The following is a 19,713-nucleotide window of genomic DNA, read 5'->3' on the forward strand; positions in this document are numbered from 1 at the left end:
TAATGGACAGTGCCGATCTTGAGTTTGACCGCCGCCATATCTGGCATCCCTACACCTCGATGAGCCACCCGCTGCCTTGCTATCCCGTCACTGCCGCCAGGGGATGTGAGCTGATCCTGGCTGACGGAAAGCGCCTGATTGACGGCATGTCTTCCTGGTGGGCGGCGATCCACGGCTACAACCATCCGCAGCTGAATCAGGCCGTTGAGCGCCAGATGGCGGACATGTCGCACGTAATGTTCGGCGGTATTACGCACCCTTCCGCCGTGGCATTGTGCCGCCATCTGGTCGCAATAACGCCGGAAGCGCTGGAATGCGTGTTTCTGGCTGACTCGGGTTCCGTCGCCGTCGAAGTCGCGATGAAAATGGCGCTGCAATACTGGCAGGCGCGCGGGGAGAAACGGCAGCGCTTCCTCACCCTGAGCCGCGGCTATCACGGCGATACCTTCGCTGCGATGTCGGTCTGCGATCCGCATAACTCAATGCACAGTTTGTATCAGGGATATCTGCCGCAGCATCTGTTTGCTCCGGCGCCCGGTTGCGCGTTCGGGGAAACGTGGAATGACGGCGATATCGCCGCTTTTGGCGACCTGTTAACGCAACATCAGCGCGAAATTGCCGCCGTTATACTTGAGCCGGTAGTTCAGGGCGCGGGCGGCATGCGCTTTTACCATCCTCGCTATTTACAGCGCGTACGGGAATATTGCGATCGCTGCGGCATCCTGCTGATCGCCGACGAGATCGCCACCGGTTTCGGCCGTACCGGCAAGTTGTTCGCCTGTGAACATGCGGAAATCACGCCGGACATCCTGTGCCTGGGCAAAGCCCTCACCGGCGGCTATATGACGCTCTCCGCCACGCTGACCACCCGCCGCGTGGCGGAAACCATCAGCAACGGCGAGGCCGGCTGTTTCATGCACGGGCCGACCTTCATGGGCAACCCGCTGGCCTGCGCCGCCGCCGTTGCCAGCATGGAGCTGTTAGCGGAAAACCGCTGGCAGGATCAGGTGGCGGAAATCGAACGGCAGTTGCGCCGTCAGCTACTGCCGCTTAATGAGCATCCGCAGGTCAGGGAAGCCAGGGTGCTGGGCGCTATCGGCGTGGTAGAGACCCGTTCCCCCGTAAACATGGCGCAGTTACAGCGCTTCTTCGTCGATCGAGGTGTCTGGATACGCCCGTTCGGGCACCTGATTTACCTGATGCCGCCTTATATCATCAGCCCAGAGCAACTCACGGCGCTGACGCAGGCCGTTGCAGACGCCCTTAATCATCCCGGACACTTCCGCACCTGATCGGCGCAAGATTTTTTTCCGTTAAACAGGCACATTTGCCAATCCGCCATTAATCTGTATAAGGGGGAAACTTTCCTCCTTTACCCCTTTTCGTTTTCTGAATACGGACGCACTTCTTGCCGTCACGACAAAAATACCGGCACCACTGACCGGTACATTACGGAAAAACAGGAATCAGACAGGAGCGATTATTAATGAAGAAATGGCAATTGACCCTGGCCGCTGCGGCCTTATCCCTGGCGTTATCACCGGGCGTGAACGCCGCCTCTATGCCTGCCGTTGAGGCGCAGAACGGGATGGTCGTTTCATCCCAGCGCCTCGCCTCAGAGGCCGGCGTGGAAATCCTGAAAAAAGGCGGCAACGCCATCGATGCCGCCGTCGCCGTCGGTTACGCCCAGGCGGTGGTAAACCCCTGCTGCGGTAACATCGGCGGCGGCGGGTTCATGACCATCCACCTCGCCAACGGCGAAGATACCTTCATCAACTTCCGTGAAACCGCGCCGGCCGCGGCCAGCGCCAGTATGTATCTGGACGAACAGGGCAACGTGAAGAAAGGCGCCAGCCTGTACGGCTACCTGGCCGCCGGCGTACCCGGCACCGTGCTGGGGCTGGACACCGCCCAGCGTAAATACGGCAAACTGACGCGCCGCCAAGTGATGGAGCCGGCAATCAAGCTGGCGCGCCAGGGCTTCATTCTGACCCGCGCCGACACCGATATTCTGGACACCACCACCAAACGCCTGCGCGAAGATCCGGTCGCTGCGCGAATTTTCCTGCGCAAAGACGGTTCATCGCTGCAGCCCGGCGATCGTCTGGTCCAGACCGACCTGGCCAACACGCTGGAAGCCATCGCCAAACGCGGCCCTGAAGCTTTCTATCACGGCAAGATCCCTGCTGCGGTCGAAGCGGCGGCGAAAAAAGGCGGCGGCGTACTGACGGCCAAAGACTTCGCCGACTACCGTATCGCGGAAACCGCCCCCGTTCGCTGCACTTACCGCGGGTATCAGTTCATTTCCGCCCCGCCGCCCAGCTCCGGCGGCGTCACCCTGTGCGAAACGCTTAACATTCTGGAAGGCTACGATCTGAAAGCCAGCGGTTTCAACTCCGCTGCAACGATCCACCTGATGACGGAAGCCATGCGCCATGCCTATATGGATCGCAACACGTTTCTCGGCGATCCGGCGTTTGTGAAAAACCCAACGGAAAAACTGTTGAGCAAGGACTATGCGGCGGAGATCCGCAAGAAGATCCAGCCGGAACAGGCCACGCCGTCGGAACAGGTTCAGCCCGGCATGGCGCCGCATGAGAAGCCCGAAACAACGCACTACTCCATCGTGGATCGTCAGGGGAACGCAGTATCCACCACCTATACCATCAACGGCCGCTTCGGTGCTGCGGTGATGGCGCCGGATACCGGGTTCTTGCTCAATGATGAAATGGATGACTTCACGGTGAAAGCGGGCGAGCAAAACATGTACGGCCTGGTACAGGGGGCCACCAACGCCATCGCGCCCGGCAAACGCCCGCTCTCTTCCATGACGCCGACCCTGGTGACCAAAGACGGTAAGGTGTTTATGGTCGTCGGTTCGCCCGGCGGATCGCGCATCATCAGCATTACCCTGCAAACGGTGCTGAACGTGATCGATCACGGTATGCAGCCGCAGGAGGCGGTCGATGCCCCGCGCATTCACCATCAATGGCTGCCGGACGAAGTGTATTTTGAGCAGCGTGGGTTGTCGCCGGATACGCGGGCGCTGCTCACGTCACGCGGCTATAAGCTGGTGGAGCAGACGCCGTGGGGCGCCGCAGAGCTGATCATGGTCGGGCTTCCGGGCGCCGCCGGCGTAACCCCGGCCAGTTCGGGCAACGACGCCGCCGTTTCCGGCCTCGTGCGCGAAGGGTATATCTACGGCGCCAATGACGTTCGCCGCCCGGCGGGCGCCGCCATCGGTTATTAAGATCTTACCGGCGCGGCCACCGGGTCGCGCCGTTTCTTCCCGCCTTTGCTTTTGTTCCCGGCCGCTCAACGGTGTAACATTCGGGAATGCTTTTTACTGACTAAGGAACCCCCATGACCTACCGCATGATCGCGCTCGATCTGGACGGCACACTGCTTACCGCCCGTAAACAGATCCTGCCCGAGTCCCTCGCCGTACTGGAACAGGCCCGCAACGCCGGGCTGGAAGTCATGATCGTCACCGGCCGCCACCATGTCGCCATTCATCCGTTCTATCAGACGCTGAACCTCACGACACCGGCCATTTGCTGCAACGGCACTTACCTGTACGATTACCCGAACCGCAAGGTTCTGGCCGCCGATCCGCTGAAGGCCGATCAGGCCCGTCAGGTGCTGGAACGGCTGGAAAACAATGACATTCACAGCATGATGTACGTGGATGACGCGATGCTTTACCAGCAATCCAGCGGTCACATCATCCGCTCTCATGCCTGGGCGGAAAGCCTGCCGGAGAACCAGCGCCCCAATCTGTTGCAGGTGCCCAGCCTGTCACAGGCCGCCGAGCAGGTGCACGCCATCTGGAAATTCGCCACCACGGACGAAGATATCGCCAAGCTGCGCGCGTTTGCCGCAGGGATTGAAGAGGAACTGGGGCTGGCCTGCGAGTGGTCCTGGCACGATCAGGTCGATATTGCGCAGGCGGGCAACAGCAAAGGGAAACGGCTGAAAGAGTATGCCGCCTCTCGCGGCATCGCGATGTCGGAAATCGTCGCTTTCGGCGATAACTTCAACGATATCAGTATGCTGGAATCCGTCGGACTGGGCGTTGCCATGGGCAACAGCGATGACGCCGTAAAAGCACGCGCGGCTCAGGTCATCGGCGGCAACGAAGAACCTTCCATCGCCAATTTCCTGAAGCGCAACGTGCTGTAAAAGACGCGGCTTCTGCCCCGCAGAGCGCGGGGCAGAAGCCGTTTACTCCGCTAAATTCTCACGGCTGATGGAAACGCTCTTAATCTGGGCATACAACCACTGGCCGGGCTTCAGGTGCAGCTCATCGCGCGCCCAGGGCGTGACCCTGGCCCACAGTACGCTGTCGCCGACCTGAAGTTTGACCTCGACCTGATCATCAACGTCCAGGCACTCCGTCACCTGCGCCGCCAGAATATTGCGGATGCTGCTGTTGTGCGGCGCCTCCAGCACCAGCGACACGTCGCTGGCGTTGATGCGGATGCGCAGCGGCGTTCCCGCCGGCGCGTCAAGCTTGCTGACCCACAGGTGCTGATCGCCCAGCGCCAGGGACGTCATGGCGTAACGGGGATGCGATTCCAGCACCCGCACGTTCAGCACGCTGGTCTGCTCCTCTTTTTGCAGCCAGGGACGCAACGCACTGCTGGCCCACACCTCTTCCAAACGCCCCGCGGCGCGAACCTTGCCCGCGTCCAGCACCACCACCTGCTCCGCCAGGCGCAGGATTTCATCCATGCTGTGGCTGACATACAGAATGGGAATGTTGACGTCGTGCGCCAGTCGTTCCAGATACGGCATCAGCTCCCGCTTGCGCGGTAAGTCCAGCGACGCCAGCGGTTCATCCATCAGCAGCACTTCCGGCCCGGTCAGCAGCGCGCGGCCGATCGCCACCCGCTGCTTTTCACCGCCGGAAAGCGTACGCGGAAAACGGGTGAGCAGCGGCCTGATGCCCAGCAGATCGACGATATCGTCAAACTGGCCGCGCATCCCCGCTGCCATGCCGTATTCCAGATTGCCCCGGACACGGTAATGCGGAAACAGGCGGGCATCCTGAAACACATAGCCGACGCGCCGTTTTTCCGGCGGCAGGCAAATCTTGCGTTCACAGTCCACCAGCACGCGATCGTTCAGCACCACCCTGCCGCGTTGCGGCCGGGTCAGGCCGCCGATCACGTTAATCAGGGAGGTTTTTCCCGCGCCGGACAGGCCGAAAACGGCGGTAATGCCGCGCCCCGGCAGCGTAACGTTCACTTCCAGCGCCAGGTCGCCAAGGCGCTGGCTAAAATCCAGTTCCAGCATCTTGCGTTACCCTCCCAACCGGCGCTCGCTCCAGCGGGCGAGCCATTCCGACATCAACAGCGACAACAATGACAGCACAATCGCAATGATACACAGGCGGGCTGCATCGGCCTCCGCGCCCGGCGTGACGATCAACGTGTACATCGCCAGGGGGATAGTGCGGGTTTCGCCCGGAATGTTGGAAACGAAGGTGATGGTTGCGCCGAACTCGCCCAGCGAGCGGGCAAACGACAACACGGTACCGGCCAGGATGCCGGGAAAAGAGAGCGGCAGCGTAATGGTGAAGAATACGCGTAATGGACTGGCGCCCAGCGTACGCGCCGCCAACTCCAGCCGGCGGTCCACCGCTTCCAGCGCCAGCCGGATAGCACGCACCATCAGCGGAAACGCCACCACCGCCGACGCCAGCGCGGCGCCGCGCCAGCTGAAGCTGAAGCTGAAACCAAACCAGTCATACAGCCATTCGCCGATAAAACCGCGACGCCCCATCGCCACCAGCAACAGGTAGCCAATTACCACCGGCGGCAAAACCAGCGGCAAATGAATGATGCTGTCGAGCAGGGCTTTTCCGGGGAAGCGGCAACGGGCTAGCACCCACGCCACCGCAATACCAAAAGGCAGGCTGAAGAGGACGGCGATCACCGAGACTCTGAGGCTCAGTGTCACCGCCTCCCATTCATAGGGACTTAGCATCATCAGCGCGGGCTGAACCCGTAACGTTTAAACACGTCTGCGGCTTCCGGCGTGCGCAGGTAGTCGTAGAATGCCGTCGCTGCCGGCGTCTGGTGATCTTTCACGATCGCCATCGGGTATTCCACCGGCTTGTGGGAACCTTCGGGGAAAACACCTACAACGTGCACTTTCTTGCTGGCGACGGCGTCGGAGCCATAAACGATGCCCAACGGCACTTCATCGCGCTCAACCAGCGCCAGCGCGCCGCGCACGTCGTTAGCACGCGCCATCAGCGGCGACAGCGCATCCCAGGCCCCCAGGTTTTGCAGCGCTTCTTTGGCGTAGATGCCCGCCGGTACGTGATCCGGGTCGCCAACGGCCAGGCGACCGCCATTCAGCAGTGATTTCCAGTCTGTCTCTTTATTCAGGGTAACTTTGTCGGTTTTGAACGACGGGGAAGCGACCAGGACCAAATCGTTACCCAGCAGGGTGAAACGGGTATTTTCCACGATCAGTTTTTTATCAACGGCGTAATCCATCCATTTCTGATCGGCGGAAATGAACATATCAGCCGGTGCGCCCTCTTCAATCTGGCGCGCCAGCGTGGAAGAAGAAGCAAAAGAGGAGACGATCTTTACGTCCTTACCTTTTTCATACTGCGCGGCAATATCCTGAAGTGCGTTGGTCAGCGATGCGGCGGCGAATACGGTGACTTTATCCTGCGCCTGCGCACCCTGACTGATCCCCAGCGCCAGTACGGCGCCGGCAAACAGTTTATTCCATCCCTTCATCATGTACCCCATTGTTGAAATCATACTACGCTGTATAAAAAATTATATGACGTAACAAAGATCGCTGTCACCGACTTTATCGGCTGAAAGTCTTAAGACTTTACCTGCGTCACACACGTTTGCTTTTTATTCGCACCGGGCACCTATAAAGAGGTAGCCCTGAACGGGGACAGATAAAAAAACACCCGGCGCCGGGCCGGGTGTCTTATGAAATGGAAATCATCGGCGATCAATGAGATCGTTTCGATAAATCAGTGCGCTTCTCTGAGTGACCAATACCGGAAATGATATTGAACAATTCACCCAGGCCATAAATCATAACCAGAATCACCGCCATGACCACAGGAACCATGCACGCGGCGAAAACCAGGCTTTTCAACAATTCGAACATAGGGGTTGCCTCATTTGATGTCTTCTACAGACGCCGCTATCACGCAACACCGCCGCCTGCTACAACGCAATTCGTGAATATTACCGAATCGGGGTGAGAATTTTAAGCACCCTTGTGTAAATATAACTGGCTAAACGTGCGATTTGCCTGTTAATGGGTAAATCAGCGAGAATATCCGCTTGTTGCGCTGAACCGGAACCATGTTATGCAGGCTGAAATTTTACTGACGCTCAAACTTCAACAGAAGCTGTTTGCCGATCCCCGCCGCATCGAGTTGCTTAAGCAAATCCGCCACACCGGCTCTATCAGTCAGGGGGCCAAACAGGCCGGTATCAGCTACAAAAGCGCCTGGGACGCCATCAACGAGATGAATCAGTTGGCGGATGAAACCCTGGTCGATCGCGCCACCGGCGGTAAAGGCGGCGGCGGCGCGGTGCTGACGCGCTACGGCGAACGCCTGATTGCCCTGTATGATCTGCTGGGGCAAATTCAGCAAAAAGCCTTCGACGTGCTGAAGCAGGACGATCTGCCGCTCGACAGCCTGCTGGCCGCCATCGCCCGCTTTTCGCTGCAAACCAGCGCGCGCAACCAATTTTTCGGCACCGTCACCAGCCTGGATCACCGCCAGGTTCAGCAACATGTCGACATTCTGCTGGCCGACGGCAAAACCCATTTACAGGCGGCGATCACCGAACAAAGCGTTTCCCGTCTCGACCTGAAGCCGAGTAAGGAAGTGCTGGTGCTGATCAAGGCGCCCTGGATCAAAATCATTAAAGACGCCACGCTGGCGGGCGCTGCGGATAATCGCCTGGGCGGCGTCGTCAGCCATATTCACTCCGGGCCGGATCGCAGCGAAGTGCTGGTCGGCCTGCCCAGCGGAGAAACGCTGTGTTCAACGGTGAATAATGACGAACTCGCCCGGCTAGCGCTCAAGCCCGGCGACACCGTTACCGCCCAGTTCAACGCCGACCGCGTGATACTCGCCACGCTCGCCTGAGCGGCCAGCGCGTCAATGCGTCGTCCGGCGCATTGACAATCCCCCCCGTTGCGCTTATTCCTGATAATCCGTCCGTTTTCGATCCACAGGGAACCTATGTCCAGTTTACATATCCGTCAGGGGCGCTTCCGCCTGAGCGACATCCGCACGCTGTTTTTGCCCGAACTGCAGATTAATCAGGGAGAAAGCTGGGCTTTCGTCGGCGCGAACGGCAGCGGCAAATCGGCGCTGGCCCGTGCGCTTACCGAAGAACTGACGCAGCTTAACGGCGAGTACCGCAATGATTTCGCCTCCCGCGTGCGTCTGTCCTTCGAGCAGTTGCAAACGCTGGTTAATGAAGAGTGGCAGCGTAACAACACCGACCTGCTCGGCCCTGACGAAGACGACACGGGCCGCACCACCGCCCAGATCATTCAGGAAGAGGTGCATGACGACGCGCGCTGCCTTACGCTGGCGCGCTTGTTCGGCATCGAAGCGTTGCTGACGCGGCGTTTCAAGTACCTCTCGACAGGTGAAACCCGCAAAACCCTGCTGTGCCGCGCGCTGATGACCAACCCGCGCTTTCTGGTGCTGGATGAGCCGTTCGACGGGCTGGACGTCGCCTCCCGCGCCCAGTTGGCCGGCATGCTGCAAACCCTGTCGGCGCAGGGCATTACGCTGGTACTGGTGCTCAACCGTTTTGATGAAATTCCCGATTTCGTCGATCACGTCGGCGTGCTGGCCGAATGCGAGCTGGTTGAAACCGGCGCGCGTGCGGCCATTCTGTCCCAGGCTTTGGTCGCCCAACTGGCGCACAGCGAGCGCTTGCAGGGCATGCGCCTGCCTGAAACCGAAGACCCGGCCCGCACGCCGCAGTTGCCTGCGGACCAGCCGCGCATCATCCTGCGCAACGGCGTCGTCAGCTACAACGACCGCCCGATCCTGCACAGCCTGAACTGGCAGGTAAACCCCGGCGAACACTGGCAGATCGTCGGGCAGAACGGCGCGGGAAAATCCACCCTGCTCAGCCTGATTACCGGCGATCACCCACAGGGGTACAGCAACGATCTGACGCTGTTTGGCCGCCGGCGCGGCAGCGGTGAGACCGTCTGGGACATCAAGAAGCATATCGGCTACGTCAGCGGCAGCCTGCATCTGGAATACCGCGTCAGCGGCACCCTGCGCAGCGTGATACTGTCCGGATTCCTGGACTCCATCGGCATCTACCAGGCGACCTCCGACCGGCAGGAAAAACTGACCCGTCAATGGCTGGCGTTATTAGGCATGGAAGCGCTGGCCGATCAGCCTTTTCACGGGCTGTCATGGGGTCAGCAACGCCTGGCGTTGATCGCCCGCGCGCTGGTGAAGCATCCCGCCCTGCTGATTCTCGACGAACCGCTGCAAGGGCTGGACCCGCTCAACCGCCAGTTAGTCCGGCGCTGGGTTGATATTTTGATTGCCGAAGGGGATACTCAACTGCTTTTCGTTTCCCACCATGCGGAAGACGCACCGGCATGCATCACGCACCGGCTCAGCTTCATCCCCGACGGCGAACGGTACCGCTATCTGCAAGAGCGGCTGTAAACCCGCGTCCTCTTCCCGGCTGACACAGCCGGGAAGCCGTGTAAACGCTACCACTTTGTTTCTTCTTTCCATCCCCCGCCACGCTTCCTGACACGTACCAATCGCCGTATAATGTCAACAGTCACATGTTTCACCGTTGTGTAAACGATTTCATTTATTGGTGTTAGATCACCTTTTTACACCCGGCGGCATGCTATCGTCATCGTCACAAAAGAGAGCGAGGAGTTCGTTTATGTTTGTACTGGTAACAGGTGGAAGCGGTTACATCGGAAGCCATACTTGCGTACAGTTAATGCTGGCGGGATATACCCCGGTCATTCTCGATAATCTGTGCAACAGCAAGGCCAGCGTACTGGAACGCATCACCACCCTGGCCGGCAAACAGCCGGTGATGTATCAGGGAGACATCCGCGATCGTCAGTTGCTGGATCGCATCTTCTCCGAACAAAACATCCACGCCGTCATTCACTTCGCCGGCCTGAAAGCGGTGGGCGAATCCGTCAACAAGCCGCTGGAGTATTACGACAATAACGTTAACGGCACCCTGGTGTTGCTGGAAGCCATGCGCGCCGCCGGCGTGAAAAACATGATTTTCAGTTCCTCCGCCACCGTATACGGCGATCAACCGCAGATCCCCTATGTGGAAAGCTTCCCCACCGGCACGCCGGCCAGCCCTTACGGCCGCAGCAAGCTGATGGTTGAGCAGATCATGCAGGACCTGCAACGCGCCGATCCGCAATGGAGCGTCACCCTGCTGCGTTATTTCAACCCGGTCGGCGCGCATCCGTCAGGACTGATGGGCGAAGATCCGCAGGGCATTCCCAATAACCTGATGCCCTACATTTCGCAGGTTGCCGTTGGCCGCCGCGATTCCCTGGCGATTTTCGGCAACGATTACCCCACTGCGGACGGCACCGGCGTACGTGACTACATCCACGTCGTCGATCTCGCCGACGGCCACCTGGCGGCGCTGAAAGCCAAAAGCGACCAGCCCGGCGTGCACATCTACAACCTGGGCGCGGGCGTGGGCTACAGCGTATTGCAGGTGGTCGACGCCTTCAGCAAGGCCTGCGGCAAGCCGGTGAACTATCACTTCGCGCCGCGCCGCGACGGCGACCTGCCGGCCTACTGGGCCGACGCGAATAAAGCCGATAAAGAACTCAACTGGCGCGTAACCCGCTCTCTGGACGATATGGCCCGCGACACCTGGAACTGGCAGTCGAATAACCCGCAGGGCTACCCGGACTAATCAGGAGTATTTTTTCATGACAACATTTGACCCGGTGGATCATCCTCACCGCCGTTATAATCCGTTAACCGATCAATGGGTTCTGGTTTCCCCGCACCGCGCCAAGCGCCCCTGGCAGGGGCAGCAGGAAGCGCCGGCGCAGCAAAACCTGCCCACGCACGATCCGGACTGCTTTTTATGTCCGGGCAACGTGCGAGTGACCGGCGACAAAAACCCGGATTATCAGGGCACCTTCGTATTCACCAACGACTTCGCCGCCCTGATGCCAGACACCCCTGAGGCACTGGAGAGCGACGATCCGCTGATGCGCTGCCAAAGCGCGCGCGGCACCAGCCGGGTCATCTGTTTTTCTCCCGATCACAGCAAAACGTTGCCCCAGCTTTCACTGCCCGCCCTGGAGCAGGTGATCCGCACCTGGCAGGAACAGAGCGCCGAGTTAGGCAAAGAATATCCGTGGGTACAGGTATTTGAAAACAAAGGCGCGGCGATGGGGTGTTCCAACCCCCACCCGCACGGCCAGATTTGGGCCAACAGCTTCCTGCCCAATGAAGCGGCGCGCGAAGATCGCCTGCAGTTGGCGTACTTCCATCAGCACCACTCACCGATGCTGCTGGATTACGTCAAAAAAGAGATGAACGACGGCGCGCGCACCGTGGTGGAAACGGAGCACTGGCTGGCGGTGGTGCCTTACTGGGCGTCCTGGCCGTTTGAAACCCTGCTGCTGCCTAAAGCGCATCTGCTGCGCCTGCCGGACATCACCGCAGCCCAGCGCGCCGATCTGGCGCTGGCGCTGAAAAAGCTGACCAGCCGTTACGACAACCTGTTCCAGTGCTCCTTCCCCTACTCCATGGGCTGGCACGGCGCGCCGTTCCATCAGACCGAACCGATGCACTGGCAGTTGCATGCGCATTTTTATCCGCCGTTGTTGCGTTCCGCCACGGTGCGCAAATTTATGGTGGGTTACGAAATGCTGGCGGAAACCCAGCGTGATTTAACCGCGGAGCAGGCCGCAGAACGTCTGCGTTCCGTCAGTGACGTTCATTATCGTGAAACCGGAGCAAAATGATGAATCTGAAACAGCACACCCAGGATATTTTTACCCGCTATTTTGGCTATGCTCCGGCATTAACCGTCCAGGCGCCCGGCCGGGTTAACCTGATCGGCGAACATACCGACTACAACGACGGCTTCGTGCTGCCCTGCGCGATCGACTACCAAACCGTCATCAGCTGCGCCCGCCGCGACGATCGCAAAATACGCGTGCTCGCCGCCGACTATGACAACCAGCAGGACACGTTTTCCCTGGATGCGCCCATCGCGTCCAACCCGGATCTGATGTGGAGCAACTACGTACGCGGCGTGGTGAAATATTTGCAGACCCGCGATCCCAACTTCGGCGGCGCGGACATGGTGATCAGCGGCAACGTTCCGCAGGGGGCCGGCCTCAGCTCTTCCGCCTCGCTGGAAGTGGTGGTCGGGCAGGCGCTTAAAACGCTTTATGACCTGCCGCTGGACGGCGTGGCGCTGGCCCTGAACGGCCAGGAAGCGGAAAACAAGTTCGTCGGCTGTAACTGCGGCATCATGGATCAACTGATCTCCGCCCTGGGCGAAGCCTCCCATGCCCTGCTGATCGACTGCCGCTCGCTGCAAACCCGCTCCGTCTCCCTGCCGGAGAATGTGGCGGTGGTGATCATCAACTCTAACGTGAAGCGCGGCCTGGTCGACAGCGAGTACAACACCCGCCGCAAACAGTGCGAAGAAGCCGCCCGCTTCTTTGAGGTGAAGGCGCTGCGCGATGTCACCATGGCGCAGTTCCTGGCGCGTAACCCCGGCCTGGACGACACAGCGGCCCGCCGGGCGCGCCACATCATCAGCGAAAACGATCGTACCGTGGCCGCCGCGGACGCATTAGCCGCCGGCGATTTGCGCCTGATGGGACAACTTATGGAGCAGTCTCACATTTCCATGCGGGATGACTTCGAGATCACCGTGAAACCGATCGATACTCTGGTGGATATTGTAAAAGGCGTTATCGGCGAGCGCGGCGGCGTACGCATGACCGGCGGCGGCTTCGGCGGCTGTATCGTGGCGCTGATGCCGGCGGATCTGGTCGACGAAGTACGTTCCGTCGTCGCCCGTGAATACCCGGCGCAAACCGGCCTGAAAGAAACCTTTTACGTTTGCCAGGCATCACAAGGAGCGGGACCATGCTGAACCACTTTGCCTCCGGCACAGCGCCGGACGGCCAGCCCTTTCAACTGACCCAACTGCGCAACGCCGCCGGAACAGAACTGACTCTGATGGACTGGGGCGCAACCTGGGTTTCCTGCCAGGTGGCGCTCGGCAACGGCGCCCGGCGCGAAGTACTGCTGGGCTGCGCCACGGCGGCGGATTATCCGCAGCAGGGCGCTTATCTGGGCGCGACCGTGGGGCGTTACGCAAACCGCATCGCCCACGCCCACTACCTCCGGGATGAAAAGCCGGTGGTTCTGGCCCCGAACCAGGGGGAACATCAGTTGCACGGCGGCCCGCAGGGGTTTGACAAACGCCGCTGGCAGCGGGTTTCCCATGATGGCGGGCAGGTGACCTATCGCCTGTTCTCCGCCGATGGCGATCAGGGCTTCCCCGGCAATCTCGATGCGGAGGTGTGTTACCGCCTCACGGAGGATAACCGGGTAGAAATCAGCTATCTGGCAAGTACCGACAAGGACTGCCCGATCAACCTGACCAACCATGCCTATTTCAATCTGGACGGCGACGGCGCCACCGCCAACGCCCTGGCGCAAACGCTGCAACTCTTTGCCGACCGTTACCTGCCGGTAGACAGCGAAGGCATCCCCTGCGCCGACCTGACGCCGGTTGAAGGGAGCGGTATGGACTTCCGTCAGGCCAAGCCGCTGAATCGCGATCTGCTGAAAGATCGCTGCCAACAGCGGGTAAAAGGCTACGATCATGCTTACCTGCTGCACACCACCTGCCGTCAGTGCGAACATCCGGCGGCGGTACTGACGTCTGCGGATAAAAAAGTGACGATGGACGTGTTTACCGACGCCCCCGCCCTGCAGCTTTACAGCGGCAACTTTTTGGCCGGCACGCCCGACCGTAAAGGTGGGACATACGACAATTACGCCGGCGTGGCGCTGGAAAGCGAGTTTTTACCCGACAGCCCGAACCACCCGGAATGGCCGCAGCCCAACTGCGTCATCAAAGCTGGCGGAAAATACCGTTCCCGCACCACCTATGCGTTTCAGGTCGTCAGCTAACGCCCGGTATTCCGGCTAAGCGTATATGTATGTGAAGGGGCATCCGGATGCCCCTTCTTTATTTCCGCTACAGCACCGCGCCGTTGCTCTCGATAACCTTTTTAAACCAGTTAAAGCTCTTCTTGCGCGAACGCGCCATCGTCCCGGTACCGTCATCGTGTTTATCCACATAGATAAACCCATAGCGCTTACTGTATTGCCCGGTCGTGAATGAAACGCAATCGATGCAGCCCCACGGGGTGTATCCCATGAGCTCCACGCCGTCATAGGTGACCGCTTTCTTCATCTGCTCAATGTGCGCCTTCAGATATTCAATACGGTAATCGTCCTGCACTACGCCTTCGGCGTCCGGCTTATCGATGGCGCCAAACCCGTTTTCCACAATGAACAGCGGCTTCTGGTAGCGCTCGTACAGCACGCACAGTGAGTACCGCAGTCCTACGGGATCGATTTGCCATCCCCATTCCGAAGCCTTCACATACGGGTTCGGCACGCTGCCTTCAAATCCGGCCAATGCGTCGCCGCTGCCTTTCTGGCCTGCCTGCACCGCATTGCTCATGTAATAACTCAGACCCATGTAATCGGCGCAGCCTTCGCGCAGAATCTGCGCATCCTGCGGTTCCATAACGATGTTGAACCCTTTACGCTCCCATTCACGCAGAATATAGGACGGATAGTAGCCGCGCATATGCACGTCACCGAACAGGAAGCGCTCACGCATCGCTTCTTCGGCATACATTACGTCATCCGGATTACAGGAGTATGGATAGAGCGGCACGCAGGCCAGCATGCAGCCGATCTGAAAATCCGGATTGATTTCATGCCCGCGTTTCACCGCCTGCGCGCTGGCGACAAACTGGTGGTGCAGCACCTGGTACATGCACTCTTCCGGGTTCGGTTCATCGGGAAACACCACCCCGGAGCAGCAATACCCGAACAGCGGCGTTTTGTAATTACGTTGGTTATTGATTTCATTGAACGTCATCCAATATTTCACTTTATTGCGATAACGGCGCATCACCACGTCGCTGTAATGCACAAAGAAATCCAACACCTTACGGTTCTTCCAGCCGCCATACTCTTTCACCAGATGCCACGGCATCTCAAAGTGCGACAGGGTAACCACCGGCTCAATGCCGTACTTCAGCAGCTCATCGAACAGATCGTCATAGAATTGCAGCCCCGCTTCGTTCGGCTCCTGCTCATCGCCCAGCGGAAAAATACGCGACCAGGCAATAGAGGTACGAAAGCAGCGAAACCCCATCTCGGCGAACAGCGCGATGTCCTGCTTGTAATGAGAGTAAAACGCCACGGCGTCATGGTTGGGATAAAAGGCGTCGTCACGTACGCCGTCGGTGACGACGCGCGGCACGCCATGCGCTCCGCCGGTCAGAACATCCGCGATGCTAACGCCCTTCCCGCCCTGATCCCATCCGCCTTCAACCTGATGGGCGGCGACCGCGCCGCCCCACAGAAAGTCTTTGGGTAACTGACACTGTTTCATAATACGGATCTCACTTTGTTACGGTAATCAATGCATCGCCGCTGACGACGTTGGCGCCCTGCGTGGTTACGGCGGAAAACTCATCGGCGTTGGTCACCACCACCACCGTGGTCGGGTCAATCTGCTGTTCGGCCAGGAACGCCATGTCGAAGCCGATCAACGGTTGCCCCGGCTGAATGTCGTCCCCTTCTTGCACATGCGGCGTAAAACCCTGCCCGGCCAGTTTCACCGTGTCCAGGCCGATGTGGATCAGCAGATCGACGCCTGAACGGGAGCGCAGCCCGATAGCGTGGTGGGAAGGCAGCAGCGTTTCCACCCTGCCGGCGAACGGCGCACGCACCATACCCTCACTGGGCGTAATCGCAATGCCCAGCCCGAGCAGACCGCTGGAAAACGCTTCGTCCTTCACCTGGGTTAAATCCACGGTTGCGCCGCTGAGCGGGCTTGCCACCTGGATGCTGTCGCCGCTCTTCAAAGCCTCCGGGTTATCGCCGGCGGCAAGTTTGGTTTCGTCCTGTGCTTCATCATCTTCTTTGAATCCGGCGATCCAGGTGAATACCGCGCCCAGTACGAACGCCACGCTGATGGAAAGCAGGAAACCGAGGAACTGGGTCATGTGGCCGGACTTAAAGAACACCGGCAACACTGCGATACCCGGAAGGCAGTAACTCCAGGAAACGGCGTTGAACCAGCCCGCAATAGAGCCCCCGATGGCGCCAGCCAGACAGCCGCACAGCATCGGACGCTTCAGGCGCAATGCCACGCCGTAAATCGCCGGTTCGGTAATGCCGAACAGGCCGGTAACGCCGGCGGAGAGCGCTACGCGCTTCATTTCATCGTTTTTCGCCTTGAGGTAAACACCCAGCACCGCGCCCGCCATGGCGAACACCGGGGAAGCCTGTAAACCGGTAAAGGTGTCATAGCCCAAAGTGGCATAGTTGCCGACCGTCACCGGGGTGATCCCCCAGTGAACGCCCAGGGTTACCAGCGGCATCCAGAACGCCCCGACCACGAAGCCGGCAATGGAAGGACTGAGGTGATAAAGGTAGCTGTAGACGCCGCCGATAGCGCCGCCAATGGCGTTGCCGATCGGGCCGAACGCCAGCAGCGTAGCCGGTACCATGATGGCGATACAGAACATCGGGGTGAACAGGTTACGTATCACCATCGGTAAAATACGTTCGAAAAAGCGCTGGACGTACGACATCACCCACACCATCAGGATGATGGGGATTACCGCTGCGGTATAGCTCAGGTATTCCACCGGCAGGCCGAAGAAATCCAGCGAGGGCGCGTTAAGCGGGATACCGACGACGCGGGTCAGCACCTGCGCGATTTCCGGGTTGTTGACCGCTTCCTTCATCAGCGCCTGCATGGCCGGATCGGCAGAGTTCACCGTGATGATCTTGTTCGCCGTCAGCATGTTCATGTAATCCGGGCAAACCAGCGCACAGGCGGAAATCACCGCGCTGAACGGATTAACATTGAATTTTTTCGCGGCGGTAAACGCCACCATCACCGGCAGGAAGGTAAAGCCGGTCCAGGAGACGAAGTTCAGAATACGGTAGGCCCCGCTCGCCGGGTCCATCACCTCAATGGCGGCCAGGAAAGAAATGATCCCCTGCAATACCCCGCACGCGGCCAGAGGGTAGAGAAAAGGCGCGAAAATACTGGAAATGATGTCGATTAACCGGCTGAAGATGCCCACTTTGTTAACCGAGCCGGCGGTAGCGTTTTCGTCCAGATGAATCAGCTTCATCACTTCGCGGTACGCGTCCGCCACGTGGTTGCCGATCACCACCTGTAACTGTCCGCCGGCTTCCAGTACGGTGATAACGCCTTTCACCCGGCTTAACGTTGTTTTATTTACCTTCGAATTATCCTTTAAAATAAACCGCAGACGAGTTGCGCAATGTGTGAGATTAATCACATTATCATCACCGCCAATTAGCTGTACGATTTCCTTTGCCGATTGAGCATAATCGATCGCCATTATTATTTTCTCCGCTGTCGGGTACGGGTCATCACGGTTATACCGCGGTGTTTCGTGTGTTTATAATGAGAAAGTTGTTGTACTGATTGCAGCTTAGCAAAAAGGGAAAAGATGTCACGATATAACAAAGATGGGTCGGACGTAATTTGTCACGGAGAAAAAACAAGGTGTTTTATTTCTCGCCACAATAACGGGCTAACTTATTACCAATCACTTCCAGAATATAAACCACGGGAACCTGGGTGGTAACATTATATTCACCCTGAATTAATGTCTGCGCCATATGATAAGAGAGGTTGAAGTCCGCCATTTTAGCCAGCGAAGAGACGTCGTTGCTGGTGATGCTGACAATCTTACAGTGATGCAGGCTGAACTGGCTGGCAAGCTTCAGGATCTCCGGCGTTTCGCCGGAAACGGAAAGAATGATCGCTACCGCATTTTTATACATATCGCTGCTGATCGGATAATACGGATCGTCGATATAGTTACTGAATTTCCCGACGTTAGAAAAAAAACGCGCGCCATATTTTCCTAATGTGCCGGATGTTCCTGCGCCAACAAAAATAATACGTTCCATTCCGGCAATATGCCGGACCGCCTGATCGATAAGATCATCGAATTCGCTATTATTGATACTTTTAAAAAAACTGACTATTTCACTGACGCCGGAATAAGCCGGTTGCTGAATTTCCTGCTCTAAATAAAGCTTAAAGCGAATACGAAATTCAGAATAACCGTCACAGTTCATTTTTTTACAGAAGCGCAATACGGTGGTGGTGGAAACCTGCGCCGCATCCGCCAACTCGCGGATGGTCATGTACATCACTTTTTCCCGGTTTTTGATGACATAGTTATAAACCATCATTTCCAGGCCATTAAGATTGGCAATTGAAGCATGGTTAAACATAAGTCATATCCGGCTATATTAACGTCATGTCACAGTTGGGAAAATATAACAGATTCCGCCGGCGAATAATACGGCCCGGAAACAGGCCGTAGCCGCCTTCGCCTGACGGCATTGACAATACTTTACCCCCCTTCCTCTTGTGGTTTTTATCCTCCCGCCGCTAAACTAGCGCCGCTCATTATCTGTAACGGAAGACCTATGGCCCCGGCATCACTGACACGACAGCTTCTGCACCGTCTGCGCGTTAAAAACGTGTGGGCCGGCGTGCTCGTTGCGTGCTGGATGCTGCTGAACGCCCAGATGGCGATTGCCGGGCATCGCTGCGCGATGCAAATCGATGGCCCGATGCCGTCCGTACAGCACATGAGCCACGGGAACGCCGGCGCAGACATGCCCCACCATTCCGCCATGCAATCGGCGGAAATGCTGTGTGAACAGCACTGCGCGCCGGACGGCATCCATCAGGAAACCGCCGATCATCTGCCGCTGCTGGCCGTTCCGCTGGTCAGCACGGAATTACGCATCGCCGACCTGAGCGATGACTCACTTCCGGGTAAACCCGCCTGGTCACCCCCCCCTCCTACGGCGCCACCGGCTGAAATCCGTTTCTGCCGTTTCAGAGAGTAACTCCGAACGTAAAACCAGCTAACCGCTGCGCCCCATGACGGGTGCCGCGCAATCTTGTTTTTCATTTTTTCGGAGTAACATCATGACGACATTCGCATTTATCCGCCGTACCCTCTTCCCTGCCGCTTTCGGCTGCGCGTTGGTTCTCTCACTGCCGGCGCAGGCTGCCGACCACAGCGGTCACCACATGCAGCACGACAGCACCATGCAGTCCGCCGCCGAAACGGTGTATCACGCCACCGGCACCCTCAAACGCTGGGGGAAAACCGACGTTTCCATCACGCATGATCCGGTCGCCGCGCTTAACTGGCCGGTGATGACCATGTCGTTCAGCCTGCCGGAAAACGGCGATATTCAGGCACTGCCGGACGGCAGCAAGGTGACGTTCAGCTTCCGCCAGACCGAAGACGGCTACGAACTGACGCAAATCAGCCCCGCAGCGCAATAAACCGGAGCCC

The 19,713-nt window shown here is 58.5% G+C and carries 18 protein-coding genes; 11 read left to right on the forward strand and 7 right to left on the reverse strand.

The window, feature by feature from the left end:
- The first annotated feature begins 2 nt into the window (after positions 1–2).
- The 3 genes from bioA to C8D90_RS16520 all read left to right on the forward strand — a co-directional run bounded on the left by bioA (position 3) and on the right by C8D90_RS16520 (position 4,182).
- The gene (gene bioA, locus C8D90_RS16510) at positions 3–1,292 is read left to right on the forward strand and encodes an adenosylmethionine--8-amino-7-oxononanoate transaminase (protein ID WP_115459569.1); all 1,290 of its coding nucleotides are present in this window, start codon (positions 3–5) and stop codon (positions 1,290–1,292) included.
- A gap of 194 nt (positions 1,293–1,486) precedes the next feature.
- Positions 1,487–3,250, forward strand: coding sequence for a gamma-glutamyltransferase (gene ggt / locus C8D90_RS16515; protein ID WP_115459570.1), 1,764 nt, complete (start codon positions 1,487–1,489; stop codon positions 3,248–3,250).
- 113 nt (positions 3,251–3,363) lie between these two features.
- On the forward strand, positions 3,364–4,182 hold the full coding sequence (locus C8D90_RS16520) for a pyridoxal phosphatase (protein WP_115459571.1): 819 nt from the start codon (positions 3,364–3,366) through the stop codon (positions 4,180–4,182).
- Positions 4,183–4,224: 42 nt separating this feature from the next.
- Here the strand turns inward: C8D90_RS16520 and modC are convergent, their stop codons facing one another.
- The 4 genes from modC to C8D90_RS16540 all read right to left on the reverse strand — a co-directional run bounded on the left by modC (position 4,225) and on the right by C8D90_RS16540 (position 7,152).
- Complete coding sequence (gene modC, locus C8D90_RS16525) at positions 4,225–5,298, reverse strand: molybdenum ABC transporter ATP-binding protein ModC (protein ID WP_115459572.1); 1,074 nt, start codon at positions 5,296–5,298, stop codon at positions 4,225–4,227.
- A 6-nt stretch (positions 5,299–5,304) separates the two neighbouring features.
- Positions 5,305–5,994 carry a molybdate ABC transporter permease subunit gene (gene modB, locus C8D90_RS16530; protein WP_115459573.1) on the reverse strand — a complete coding sequence of 230 codons (690 nt, stop codon included), beginning with the start codon at positions 5,992–5,994 and terminating at the stop codon, positions 5,305–5,307.
- Positions 5,994–6,761 carry a molybdate ABC transporter substrate-binding protein gene (modA, locus tag C8D90_RS16535; protein ID WP_115459574.1) on the reverse strand — a complete coding sequence of 256 codons (768 nt, stop codon included), beginning with the start codon at positions 6,759–6,761 and terminating at the stop codon, positions 5,994–5,996. The genes modB and modA overlap by 1 nt, the downstream gene beginning before the upstream one ends.
- A 229-nt stretch (positions 6,762–6,990) precedes the next feature.
- Positions 6,991–7,152 carry an AcrZ family multidrug efflux pump-associated protein gene (locus C8D90_RS16540; protein WP_115459575.1) on the reverse strand — a complete coding sequence of 54 codons (162 nt, stop codon included), beginning with the start codon at positions 7,150–7,152 and terminating at the stop codon, positions 6,991–6,993.
- A 205-nt stretch (positions 7,153–7,357) separates the two neighbouring features.
- On the opposite strand from C8D90_RS16540, the gene modE reads away from it, so the two are divergent.
- From modE to galM, 6 genes are all read left to right on the forward strand, one after another.
- Positions 7,358–8,149, forward strand: coding sequence for a molybdenum-dependent transcriptional regulator (gene modE, locus C8D90_RS16545; protein ID WP_115459576.1), 792 nt, complete (start codon positions 7,358–7,360; stop codon positions 8,147–8,149).
- A 96-nt stretch (positions 8,150–8,245) separates the two neighbouring features.
- Positions 8,246–9,712, forward strand: a complete 1,467-nt coding sequence (gene modF / locus C8D90_RS16550; protein WP_115459577.1) for a molybdate ABC transporter ATP-binding protein ModF — start codon at positions 8,246–8,248, stop codon at positions 9,710–9,712.
- Between the two features lie 232 nt (positions 9,713–9,944).
- Positions 9,945–10,961, forward strand: a complete 1,017-nt coding sequence (gene galE / locus C8D90_RS16555) for a UDP-glucose 4-epimerase GalE (RefSeq protein ID WP_115459578.1) — start codon at positions 9,945–9,947, stop codon at positions 10,959–10,961.
- 16 nt (positions 10,962–10,977) lie between these two features.
- Complete coding sequence (gene galT, locus C8D90_RS16560) at positions 10,978–12,027, forward strand: galactose-1-phosphate uridylyltransferase (protein WP_115459579.1); 1,050 nt, start codon at positions 10,978–10,980, stop codon at positions 12,025–12,027.
- Positions 12,027–13,175, forward strand: a complete 1,149-nt coding sequence (gene galK, locus C8D90_RS16565) for a galactokinase (protein ID WP_115459580.1) — start codon at positions 12,027–12,029, stop codon at positions 13,173–13,175. Before galT ends, galK begins: the two co-directional genes overlap by 1 nt.
- Positions 13,169–14,224: a galactose-1-epimerase gene (gene galM / locus C8D90_RS16570; RefSeq protein WP_115459581.1), complete on the forward strand. Its 1,056-nt coding sequence runs from the start codon at positions 13,169–13,171 to the stop codon at positions 14,222–14,224. The genes galK and galM overlap by 7 nt, the downstream gene beginning before the upstream one ends.
- Before the next feature lie 67 nt (positions 14,225–14,291).
- Here the strand turns inward: galM and C8D90_RS16575 are convergent, their stop codons facing one another.
- The 3 genes from C8D90_RS16575 to C8D90_RS16585 all read right to left on the reverse strand — a co-directional run bounded on the left by C8D90_RS16575 (position 14,292) and on the right by C8D90_RS16585 (position 18,628).
- Positions 14,292–15,728 carry a 6-phospho-beta-glucosidase gene (locus C8D90_RS16575; protein ID WP_115459582.1) on the reverse strand — a complete coding sequence of 479 codons (1,437 nt, stop codon included), beginning with the start codon at positions 15,726–15,728 and terminating at the stop codon, positions 14,292–14,294.
- A 10-nt stretch (positions 15,729–15,738) separates the two neighbouring features.
- Positions 15,739–17,721: a beta-glucoside-specific PTS transporter subunit IIABC gene (locus C8D90_RS16580; RefSeq protein WP_115459583.1), complete on the reverse strand. Its 1,983-nt coding sequence runs from the start codon at positions 17,719–17,721 to the stop codon at positions 15,739–15,741.
- A gap of 172 nt (positions 17,722–17,893) precedes the next feature.
- A complete protein-coding gene (locus tag C8D90_RS16585) occupies positions 17,894–18,628 on the reverse strand; it encodes a MurR/RpiR family transcriptional regulator (RefSeq protein WP_115459584.1) in 735 nt (244 codons plus the stop codon).
- Positions 18,629–18,826: 198 nt separating this feature from the next.
- On the opposite strand from C8D90_RS16585, the gene C8D90_RS16590 reads away from it, so the two are divergent.
- Together C8D90_RS16590 and C8D90_RS16595 are read left to right on the forward strand one after the other, a co-directional pair.
- Positions 18,827–19,255 (forward strand): hypothetical protein, encoded by a 429-nt coding sequence (locus C8D90_RS16590; RefSeq protein ID WP_115459585.1) that lies wholly within the window; start codon positions 18,827–18,829, stop codon positions 19,253–19,255.
- Positions 19,256–19,337: 82 nt separating this feature from the next.
- Positions 19,338–19,703 carry a copper-binding protein gene (locus C8D90_RS16595; protein ID WP_162844416.1) on the forward strand — a complete coding sequence of 122 codons (366 nt, stop codon included), beginning with the start codon at positions 19,338–19,340 and terminating at the stop codon, positions 19,701–19,703.
- Positions 19,704–19,713: the final 10 nt, after the last annotated feature.

Origin of the sequence: Enterobacillus tribolii (assembly GCF_003363015.1) — a bacterium.
GTDB lineage: Bacteria > Pseudomonadota > Gammaproteobacteria > Enterobacterales > Enterobacteriaceae > Enterobacillus > Enterobacillus tribolii.